At 41.4% G+C, this 8,485-nt stretch carries 7 protein-coding genes; 4 read left to right on the top strand and 3 right to left on the bottom strand.

Annotated features, from left to right (window positions below):
- Window positions 1-378: 378 nt before the first annotated feature.
- Window positions 379-831, top strand: a complete 453-nt coding sequence (locus IM477_RS17395; RefSeq protein WP_287732814.1) for a DUF8637 domain-containing protein — start codon at window positions 379-381, stop codon at window positions 829-831.
- 17 nt (window positions 832-848) lie between these two features.
- On the opposite strand, the gene IM477_RS17390 is transcribed toward IM477_RS17395, so the two are convergent.
- Entirely contained in the window at window positions 849-1,499 is a 651-nt protein-coding gene (locus IM477_RS17390) for a ParA family protein (protein WP_158201433.1), read from the bottom strand.
- Window positions 1,500-1,803: 304 nt separating this feature from the next.
- Window positions 1,804-3,276: an Asp-tRNA(Asn)/Glu-tRNA(Gln) amidotransferase subunit GatB gene (gatB, locus tag IM477_RS17385; protein WP_287732809.1), complete on the bottom strand. Its 1,473-nt coding sequence runs from the start codon at window positions 3,274-3,276 to the stop codon at window positions 1,804-1,806.
- Window positions 3,277-4,096: 820 nt separating this feature from the next.
- On the opposite strand from gatB, the gene IM477_RS17380 reads away from it, so the two are divergent.
- Window positions 4,097-5,626 (top strand): pyruvate kinase, encoded by a 1,530-nt coding sequence (locus tag IM477_RS17380; RefSeq protein ID WP_287732812.1) that lies wholly within the window; start codon window positions 4,097-4,099, stop codon window positions 5,624-5,626.
- 170 nt (window positions 5,627-5,796) lie between these two features.
- Here IM477_RS17380 and IM477_RS17375 read toward each other — a convergent pair whose 3' ends face one another.
- On the bottom strand, window positions 5,797-5,991 hold the full coding sequence (locus IM477_RS17375) for a hypothetical protein (RefSeq protein ID WP_002738625.1): 195 nt from the start codon (window positions 5,989-5,991) through the stop codon (window positions 5,797-5,799).
- A 236-nt stretch (window positions 5,992-6,227) separates the two neighbouring features.
- Here IM477_RS17375 and IM477_RS17370 point away from each other — a divergent pair, with 236 nt between their 5' ends.
- Window positions 6,228-6,803: a cupin domain-containing protein gene (locus IM477_RS17370; protein WP_287732808.1), complete on the top strand. Its 576-nt coding sequence runs from the start codon at window positions 6,228-6,230 to the stop codon at window positions 6,801-6,803.
- 1 nt (window position 6,804) lies between these two features.
- Complete coding sequence (locus tag IM477_RS17365) at window positions 6,805-8,484, top strand: glycosyltransferase family 39 protein (protein ID WP_287732807.1); 1,680 nt, start codon at window positions 6,805-6,807, stop codon at window positions 8,482-8,484.
- Window position 8,485 lies beyond the last annotated feature (1 nt).

Genomic DNA, 8,485 nt, shown 5'->3' with positions numbered 1-8,485 from the left:
GCGTAAGGACTTCAGGATTTTGTGTCCAGTAGTCCATTAGTATTATATTGCTTTAACTCAGGCTCTGTAAGACTTTTAGCCATAGCTAGTATGTTTATACGGGGGAAGTTCAGTTATTGAGTCGAAACCTTTTTCCTATCGGCATTTCAGGCTTTTTCAGCAAGCCCTAAGTATCTAAGCACAATTAATTACACATCTAAGCCACTACTCCGTCAGACTTCTGCTGATGTGAGCAAACAGAGAACTGAAAACTCAAATCCGATCCCTAATAGCTGTATCCCGTCTCCCGTCTCCCGTCTCCTGTCTCGGAGTCTCCTGTCTCGACTAGGAAATTAATTTTGCACGACTACTTATTTTTTTAATATGAACTATCACCTGATGGGCATTTATTACACAATCGCTGCTGTTTTTCTAGGGATGCAATTAGCTGCAGGAGAAAATTTATCGGCGGCAGATCATGATTTTCTCCAGCTGCAGAAAGCTTTAGAAAAACACAATTTCATCGTCAAAATTGCCCCGCCACCAGTGCGAGGAGCCTACGGTTTATTTGATAGTAAAACTAGAATTATTTGGATTCATCCCCTGGTTTTTGACTTAGGTATTGCCCGACCAACATTAATTCATGAAGCTGTCCATGCCGCTCAACTTTGTCATGGAGGCAAAACAGTTAAAGCTCTTAATTTAGCCATAGAACCACCGGCAATGACCAGAAGATTTTTTATGAATTATCAGGGTTTTAGCAGACAAATTGAAGCCGAAGCCTATACTGTTCAAGTTCAGCCCGATGGTCTAGATTTAGTGATTTCTTTACTGCAAAAATATTGTGCTTAGAAAACCTGTCGATAAATCTACCAATCCCGTTCTAATTCTTCGGCCACACGACGATAATCGGCGCTGGCTTCTTGGGCATTTTTACCGCGCCAATTGGTAATAGCTACCCCGTCTAAAACGGCTTTTTCGTGGGCCTTATAATTTCTGACAAAAGCATGACAGGCAGGAATACCTAATTCTAATAAAGTATTTTGTGCTTCCAAAGTTTCCTTAAGACTACGGGAATCCACTTTCGTTAACAAAACCCGATAGGAAATTCCTAGGGGTTTAACTGCCGTGCGTACCGTGTCAATTAAAGCCATTAAATCCATCGGTGCGGGAGGAGTCGGTAAAATTAAATAATCTGATTCTGCTATTACTGCGGTAAGTAATTCGGAACGCAAAGCTGGTGGTGTGTCAATCACGATCAGATCGTACTCGATAATTTGACGCAATTCTCCTAATTTCTCGGTATTAATTTGCTTGGCTAAATCAAATACCATACCCGCTTGATTTCTTTCTACCCACCAAGTGGAGGAACCCTGCGGATCCGCATCCACCAGCAAAACACGCTGATTCTGCCCCCAAATTGCCGCTAAATTGACCGCAGTGGTGGTTTTACCCACACCACCTTTACCGTTGACAACAGCGAGGATTTTTGGGCTATTAGGCTTTAATTGCGAGGTCATTTTCAGTTATCAGTTATCAGTTATCAGTTAAGTAAGTAGGCGTTAAAAGTTATCAGATGCCCCTCTTATTAAGGGGGGATCCCCCCGCCTACCGGCACCCCCCTTATCAAGGGGGGCAGGGGGGATCGAACCTAAAATCTATCTTCAATTTAATTATAACCAGCTACTTATCAGTTATCAGTTACCAGTTATCAGTTATCAGTTACCAGTTATCAGATTTGAGTTTTAAGTTCACTGATTACTGTTTACTGATCACTGAAAAAAAGCTCCCCACTGATTACTGATTACTGATCACTGAATATAACTAACCAGAAAGTTTTTGATCTAAGATTTGGCTAGTTAATTTAGGATCGGCTTTACCGCCGCTTTTTTTCATGACTTGACCGACAAAAAATCCCTTAAGATTGGTTTTACCCGCCCGGAATTTTTCTAACTCGCTTGGATGGGAGGCGATAATTTCCTCGATCAGTTTTTCGATCGCAGAATTGTCAGAAATTTGTATTAATCCTTTCTTTTCCACCAGCGCTTTTGGTGAACCGCCTTGACTGAGAAGTTCGGGTAAAATTTCCTTAGCAATTTTGCCACTAATTGTTCCCGTTTCAATCAGTTTAACTAATTCGGCTAAGTCTGACGCTTGCAGGGCAATTTCTGTGATCGTCAGCTTATTATTATTCAAATAAGCGGCGATATCTTGACTGATCCAGTTAGCGACTAATTTCGCATTTGCCCCCGCAATTACAGCAGTTTCAAAATATTCGGCCACGGTGCGATCATCGGTTAAAACCCTGGCATCGTAGGCGGAAAGACCAAATTCTTCTTCATAACGACGACGTTTACGAGCGGGTAATTCCGGTAATTCTTCCGCCCAAGCTTTTAACTGTTCGGGGGAGACTTCTAGGGGGGGTAAATCCGGTTCGGGAAAATAGCGATAATCGCTAGAACCTTCTTTTTTACGCATACTAATCGTCCGTTGACTAGCTTCTTCCCAAAGACGGGTTTCCTGTACGATCAATTCGCCATTTTCAATCGCTTCAATTTGTCGATCGATCTCGTATTCTATGGCTTTTTGGATAGCACTAAAGGAGTTCATATTTTTAATTTCTACCTTAGTCCCGAACTTTTTAGTGCCTTTTTTACGAACGGAAATATTGACATCGCAGCGCAGGGAACCTTCCTGCATATTACCGTCACTGATGCCGAGATAACGCACTAAACGCCGTAATTCTTGGGCATATTCCGCCGCTTCGGCCCCGGTGCGTAAATCCGGTTCCGAGACAATTTCTAATAATGGTACACCTGTACGATTAAAATCCACGAGGGAATGGGTGGAACCGGAGAGACGTTCGCTGCCGGCATGAACCAGTTTTCCCGCGTCTTCTTCCATGTGCAGACGGGTAATGCCAATAATTTTGCGGCTAACTTCCTTAGTTTTTTTATCGACGATCTCGATTTCTAGTTGACCCTGTTCGACAATAGGGAGATCATACTGGGAAATTTGATAATTTTTCGGCAGGTCGGGATAAAAATACTGTTTGCGATCGAATTTGCTATGAGGTGTGATTTTACCGTCGATAGCTAATCCCAGTTTAACGGCACTGGCCAGGACTTCTTGGTTAAGGACGGGTAACACCCCCGGATAACCCAAACAGATGGGACAGACGTTAGTATTGGGGGGACTATCGAAGTTGGTGGGACAGGGACAAAATATCTTGCTTTTGGTGTTGAGTTGACAGTGGGTTTCTAAACCGATAATTGCTTCGTATTCAGTGGCAGACATATTTTCTCGCTCTCGCCGACACAGGAATGATCTGTTTACCTAAAATGTCGGCTTGAAGGAACCCTCGGTTTTACCGATGAGATGAAAAGCCGACCAGTATAGAAATAGTGAATCACCACTAAGAACAGTTGTCAACCTAATTTTAGTATGTTATAACAGTTTGCGATCGTTCGGTCGATAGGCAAGATGTTCATTTTAGAGTACAAGCTTAGAGGAAAACCATCTCAATATCAAGCTATTGATGAGGCCATTGGGAGTGTCAATCATTATAGTCGCGATTCTGGAGCATTCCCTCCCTTCATAAAACTTAATACTGTAGTTACTAATAACTCTATGCACCTTTAATATAGCTTAAAAAAGATAATTTATTCAGCCAATGTACGCCATTATTTTAAATTTTATCAAAGGCATAAGACAGGGAAGCTTATCGATAATTTTTCACCGATAAACCTAGCTTTTTTAGTATCGACCACCGACCACCGAAAACCAAAACTTCCCAACTCACCGTTAAGATAACCGCCATAAATCGTAGCAAAAATTAACTTCTAGAGACGGGATATTTGCTTAGTATAGAAACAGAGAGATTATACCTGAGAACTGACCCCATAACCAGCCAAAAGCAATATAAGCGGCGAAAGTGAGCATTTTCTAGGCGAGTATTGCCTTAGTAAGTAGGTGGGTGGAATTAAATATAAGATGAACGTAGGTTGGGTTGAAGCATGAAACCCAACGCCCGCATGGGTTACGCTACCGCTAACCCATCCTACAAATAATTGTGCCTCCCTACTTAATTGACGATTTTTACTTTTTACTCAATTTTATGTCTTTAACTCTCTCAGAACAACTCAAGCGAGAACAATTATCCTATCCCCAAACTCTCCTCCATCATCTGCAAAGGTTACGGCATTTTGTGACAGTGGAAGGAGAGGAGAAATTGCAGCAGTGGAAAAACCTCATTGAAAAGGAGAATTTTCAACCTAGCACCCGTAATTTAGCCTATTATCTCGCCCTGAGACAAGAAGATATCCGGGATTTACAATTAGCTTTAATGCCCTGGGGATTATCTTCCCTAGGCCGGATTGAATCGAAAGTTTTACCGACTCTCGATGCGGTAATTGCCACTTTAGGGGCGGTTTGTCATCAAGAAGCCTCATTATTACCCAAACATCCCCCTTTAGAGGCATTTTTCCAAGGAGATCAACTTTTAGCCTCCCATAGCGCCGAAGTTTTCGGTCTGCCTTCCCCCCGGCGTCGGGTGCGAATTATGGTGACAATGCCGACGGAGGCGGCAACCGACCCCGATTTTATTGCACAATTACTGCGTTGCGGGATGGACTGTATTCGCATTAATTGCGCCCATGATGGACCCAAAGAGTGGCAGGGAATGATCGAAAATCTGCGCGAGGCGGTCAAAAATCCCGAAAATTTAGTCAATGGACATACCTGTAAGGTTTATATGGACTTAGCTGGCCCAAAAATCCGTTTAGAACAGATTTTAGCCCCCCAGTCCCAAACCAGACTATATCAAGGGGATTTTCTCCTCTTAACCACCCAACCGCCCCATACCGCCCATCCTCAGTATTTTCAGGCTAATTGTTCCCAACCGGAGATTATTCCCCAAATTCCCGTCGGGGCGAAAGTTTGGATTGATGATGGTCATATTGGGGCTGAAGTTATTGCCATAATGCCGGAAGGTCTTTTACTAAAAATTACCCACGCCAGGAAGAAAGGGGAAAAACTCAAAGCAGATAAAGGCCTAAATTTCCCCGATACCGTCTTAAATATCGATCCTTTGACCGCAAAAGACCGACAAGATTTGGATTTTATTGCCCAAAATGCCGATATTATCGGTTACTCTTTTGTGCAAAAAGCCAGCGATATCGAGACACTACAGCTAGAGTTACAAAGTCGTTTGGGGGATGCTTGGCGACAAAAAGCAATCGTGGCCAAAATAGAAACACCTTTAGCCGTGAAAAATCTACCCGAATTAATCATCCATGCCGCCGGTAAACAACCTTTTGGGGTGATGATTGCCCGGGGTGATTTGGCCGTAGAAATTGGCTATCAAAGACTAGCAGAAATTCAAGAGGAAATTCTCTGGTTATGCGAAGCGGCCCATATTCCGGTAATTTGGGCCACCCAAGTCCTAGAAAATCTGGTCAAGAAAAGTATTCCTTCCCGGGCCGAGATTACGGATGCCGCTATGGCCGAAAGGGCTGAATGTGTCATGCTTAATAAGGGGGAATATATCCGCGAAGCGGTGACAATTCTCGATGATGTTTTACAAAGAATGCAGAGCCACCAAGCTAAAAAAACGCCCCAATTACGCGCTCTCCATTCTTGGGTTTAAGCAGTTATCAGTTATTAGTTATCAGGAGTCAGGAGTCAGGATTCAGGAGTCAGGAGCCGGTCGTCAGGAGATTATTTTTATTTATTCTCCCCAGTTCATAATTCATAATTCATAATTCATAATTCATAATTCCTCACACCTTTTAAACAGGATTGAGAATCAGAGGCAAATTAACGCATATTATTGACCGCACCACTAACCAAACCAGCGCTAACATAGCGACCATAACCATCAAGACGGTTTTGTTGAGCGATTCGAGAGGGATTATTGACGAGATCGGCAACTCCCACACCCATCATCACCACGGAGATAACTGCGATTAAGTAGTTACGGACAAAAGTTGGATTTTGGTGGCTGACTAACATGGTTGTTACCTCTCTTTCCTGTCGATAACCTTAGAATACTAGAGGGTTTGGGGTGATGTCAGTCCCATAATTCCGGGTGACAGAAGTGGAAAAAAGTGGAATCCACAGACAAGCTATGATTTTGTGTCGATTAGAATCGGTAAATAGGGAATCGGGAACAGGAAAAGGGCAATATTCGTCATTAATCTGGTTAAATAATCAGTAAATTGCCTAAAAACTGACATATTCTCCAGAATATGACCCTAGAAACAGCGATTATGACCATAAAATTTTTCTGGCCTTTAGTTTTAGGATTATCTATTGTTATTATTGACAAGGGGCAATATCTGAGAGCAGAAACGGTAACTTTGAGCGCCAGTCAACGGCAACAACTGCGATCGCTAGATGCTAAGATTATTTTACCTAACTATATCCCTCCCGGATTTCGGGCCAGCGAGATTAAAATCCTCGCAGAAGAGGGGAATGGATACGCAGTCCTCTTTGAAAATGCCGAGAATAGCTGTTTTTTGGTGGAAGGAATCGAAAACGCCAGGGGCGATGATGGTTTAGAATTAGAGGGAACCCTAGCGCTCAATTCTCCACTATTTGGAGAAGGATACTGGCTCAATTATGGTACACCCCAAGACTCGGAATTAAGGCAACAATTTCCCGAACCCGATTTGTATTCCGACTGGATGAAAATGGGAGAATATTTTTATCGTCTCAGTGGGGCATTAATTGCCCGGGAGGAGTATGATTATCCTAATTGCCGTCAAGATATTTCACCATCGGAAGCGGTTAAAATAATCGAATCTTTCGGAGATAACAATTAAATTGAATTTATCTACAGTCATTTCTGATCTACAACAAAGAAGCAAGGAGCGGTTAGCTTGGTCTGATTTTTGCTGGTTAGGATTAGTAATAATTTTGGGACTGGTTATTAGGTTAACACAATTAACTAGCAAACCTCCCTGGACGGATGAATTTGCCACTATGGTTTTTAGTATTGGCAATAATTACCAGATAGTGCCGTTAAATCAGATAATTTCCCTCGCCACTTTATTCGCACCTCTCCAGAGCAATGATCGGGCAACTATTGGCGATGTAATTAAATTAGTTATTCAGGAGGACAATCATCCACCTTTATATTTTATTCTCGCCTATCTCTGGAATAAATTATTCTTTGATCGGGGAGAATATGTATCTTTAGAAGGGATGCGATTGCTGGCAGTATTTTGGGGAGTTATTTCGATTCCTTTAATTTATTTTATCAGTAAATTGGTCTTTAAATCAGGCTCGATCGCTTTTCTAGCGGCGATTTTAATGGCGGTTTCTCCCTACGGGGTTTTTATCTCCCAAGAAGCGCGCCATTATACTTTAGCGGTTGTATTTGTCCTCATATCTTTAGGCTGTTTTCTTAGGGCAAGCGGCCAAATTATCCACCATAAAAGAATATCCCATACTTTGGTTTTTTTCTGGTTAATTGTCAACTGTCTAGGGTTATTAGTCCACTATTTTTTTAGTTTAACTATCCTAGCAGAAGCAATAACTTTATTATTGATTTTATTCAATCAAATCAAACAAAAAAACTTTTGGATAACTAATTGGTGGCGTTTAAGTTTAGTTTTTTTAGGTAACTTGAGCTTTATTGTTATTTGGTTGATCACGTTTGTACCCAAAGATTATGGCAATCAGATGACTGGTTGGATTCAGAGAGACAATGATAGTTTTTTAGCAGTAATTAGCCCCTTTTTTCAATTGCTGGGAACATTAATCACCATGCTTTCCCTGCTCCCCGTTGAATCAGAATCTTTAATAATTATCTTGATTTCTGGGGCAATAATGATCGGTTTTTTTCTCTGGATTATCCCACAATTAAAAACAGCGTGGCTAGACTCCTATAAACCAGAATTAGGCATTCTCTCGGCATTTTTTCTCAGTTCAATTGCTATTTTCTTTGTCATCACCTATCTGCTCTCGATCGATATTACCCGGGGAGCTAGATATAGTTTTGTTTACTTTCCCTCGGTAATTTTAATTCTGGCAATTTTATTAGACAATTGTTGGCAAAGGAAGCGGAAAAGAATAGTAATTATTGTAATTATCATGGCTTTAGTTAGTTCCCTAAGTGTTACTTTTAATTTAGGCTATCGTAAGTATTATCGCCCGGATAAATTAGTTACCACCATCGAAAATAATAGCCGTTATCCGTTAGTAATTGCCACTAGCTATAGGAGTTTGGTGCAGGTGGGAGAAATGATGGGAATTGCTTGGGAATTTAACCAAAGATTTCCCGATAAGAACCCTCAGTTTATCTTAGTTAACCCAGAACAAAAGCCAAATTTTAATCTGCCATCTTCTCCCCTTTTTGAATTATGGTTAATTAATTTCCATTCTTCAATAGATTTATCGGACTGTCAACTCTCAGAGTTATCCTCAAATTATGTAACAGGTTATGAATATCAAAAGTTTCTCTGTGGGCGATCAATGGATTATAATAATAAAGTTAAGTAGG

It is taken from the genome of Microcystis sp. M090S1 (assembly GCF_020246295.1).
GTDB lineage: Bacteria > Cyanobacteriota > Cyanobacteriia > Cyanobacteriales > Microcystaceae > Microcystis > Microcystis aeruginosa.
Note: the sequence above shows the minus strand (reverse complement) of the source record. Positions and strands in the feature narration are given on the sequence as shown.

Bases quoted from the DNA above. Each gene is read 5' to 3' on its own strand.
- IM477_RS17395 (WP_287732814.1), top strand. From the start codon at position 379: ATGGGCATTTATTACACAATCGCTGCTGTTTTTCTAGGGATGCAATTA.
- IM477_RS17390 (WP_158201433.1), bottom strand. From the start codon at position 1,499: ATGACCTCGCAATTAAAGCCTAATAGCCCAAAAATCCTCGCTGTTGTC.
- gatB (WP_287732809.1), bottom strand. From the start codon at position 3,276: ATGTCTGCCACTGAATACGAAGCAATTATCGGTTTAGAAACCCACTGT.
- IM477_RS17380 (WP_287732812.1), top strand. From the start codon at position 4,097: ATGTCTTTAACTCTCTCAGAACAACTCAAGCGAGAACAATTATCCTAT.
- IM477_RS17375 (WP_002738625.1), bottom strand. From the start codon at position 5,991: ATGTTAGTCAGCCACCAAAATCCAACTTTTGTCCGTAACTACTTAATC.
- IM477_RS17370 (WP_287732808.1), top strand. From the start codon at position 6,228: ATGACCCTAGAAACAGCGATTATGACCATAAAATTTTTCTGGCCTTTA.